At 45.7% G+C, this 598-nt stretch carries 1 protein-coding gene; it reads right to left on the bottom strand.

Annotated elements, in window-relative coordinates; all coding sequences use genetic code 11:
* Positions 1-594, bottom strand: a 594-nt coding sequence (locus tag OW491_RS18075) for a terminase family protein (RefSeq protein ID WP_290037281.1), incomplete at its 3' end; no start/stop codon positions are given.
* Between the last annotated feature and the right edge of the window lie 4 nt (positions 595-598).

Genomic DNA, 598 nt, shown 5'->3' with positions numbered 1-598 from the left:
CTCTTCACCAATCGCAATAATGTAGCTTCTGAATACTTCTGCCTGGGCGCGAGACGCAGATAAGAATATCTGGTTATCGCCGGTCAAAATCGCATCTTCTAACGCTTCACCACTGAAATAGTAGGTGGCGCCAATCTGGCGGGACTTAAGAATATTACGAGTACGTTGGTGCAGGTTGTTACGCATCGTGTGCTGATATTCGAAGAGCGATTCATGCCAGGTCGCGAAGTTCTCTTTGGTCAGCTCTGCAATGTTGTTCTTCTTTTTGCTCTTCTTTTTCTGCTTGTCGTCAGACTTATTAGAACGCGAGCTTTTACCGTTCGTTTTAGCTACAGGTTCAGTTTCGTTAGTTGAGTGTTTCTCTCCAACTGGCTGAGCTTGAGCATGGAATTTTTTAAGTTGTACGTGGTGCTTGATGAGCCTATCAAGCATATCGAGCTGGCCTTTGGTCGGGTTTTCCAGCTCAAGCAGGGTTTCAATTCTACGCGCTATCGATTCATCAATCGTTTGCTCGCGCAACATATCACGCCATCCAAATTTGTCAGCCCAGTGATAAATGATCCTGGTGCTGTTCAAACCTAGTTCGGAAGCGATTTCA

Origin of the sequence: Neptunomonas sp. CHC150 (assembly GCF_030397555.1) — a bacterium.
Taxonomy (GTDB): domain Bacteria; phylum Pseudomonadota; class Gammaproteobacteria; order Pseudomonadales; family Balneatricaceae; genus Neptunomonas; species Neptunomonas phycophila.
This window is presented reverse-complemented; position numbering and strand designations above follow the sequence as displayed.